Source organism: Aliivibrio sp. 1S128, assembly GCF_001691065.1.
GTDB lineage: Bacteria > Pseudomonadota > Gammaproteobacteria > Enterobacterales > Vibrionaceae > Aliivibrio.
In genome coordinates, this window is record NZ_MAJV01000118.1 from 1,830 (window position 1) to 2,526 (window position 697).

Genomic DNA, 697 nt, shown 5'->3' on the forward strand with positions numbered 1-697 from the left:
ATGCAGGCGTTATAACCTCAGTGGGGAAATATAGGAGTACATATGGTTGTACATAATGTAAAAAATAATAATGAACTGAATAAGTTATTTGATTCTGATGTGGTATCTATTGATGATGTAATTAATTTGTTTTTAATCACACCAAACTTAGTTTTACTCAAAGTAAACTCGTTAGCATTTTCTGAAGATGCCGCGGATGTTATTTTACTGGAAGATGCAAAAGGTCATTTCGGAACGATACAGAAAGATGGTTCCAATGTAATTCATATTTTCCAAACAGCAGACAGCATTCCTATTCAGTTACATGAGTATCGAGCATAATCGAATGGACAAATAAAGGAGAATATCATTGCCTAAGTTTACGAATGAAAGTGTTAAAGAACATTTAAAAATAGCATTAAACCCAAATATTACAAAAATAGATCATAAGAAAGCGTCAGATTTTTTAATTGAATATTATGGTGAAATCTACGATTCAAAATCAACACATCTTAAGCCTACAATTATTGCTTTGGATCATTTAACGAGGAATAAACCAACTAAGTTTAAAGAATGGTTTGTACGTCCAACATTAGTCCGTCTTTTTATTTTCTTTTTAGGTCTAGCTGTTGGTTGGGCTTTGAGTCCCGTCAACGAACAAATTCTAGAATCAAAGAAACAAGTTGAGCAACCATTAGAACGGTTATAACAAATGCAT

General features: G+C 32.1%; 2 protein-coding genes. Both read left to right on the plus strand.

What is annotated here, in order from left to right:
* The first annotated feature begins 42 nt into the window (after positions 1 to 42).
* Positions 43 to 321 carry a hypothetical protein gene (locus A6E03_RS16315; protein WP_065601296.1) on the plus strand — a complete coding sequence of 93 codons (279 nt, stop codon included), beginning with the start codon at positions 43 to 45 and terminating at the stop codon, positions 319 to 321.
* Positions 322 to 349: 28 nt separating this feature from the next.
* A complete protein-coding gene (locus A6E03_RS16320; protein ID WP_065601297.1) occupies positions 350 to 688 on the plus strand; it encodes a hypothetical protein in 339 nt (112 codons plus the stop codon).
* Positions 689 to 697 lie beyond the last annotated feature (9 nt).

What these genes read in the sequence shown, in the direction of transcription:
- A6E03_RS16315 (WP_065601296.1), top strand. Translation starts at nt 43, where the DNA reads ATGGTTGTACATAATGTAAAAAATAATAATGAACTGAATAAGTTATTT.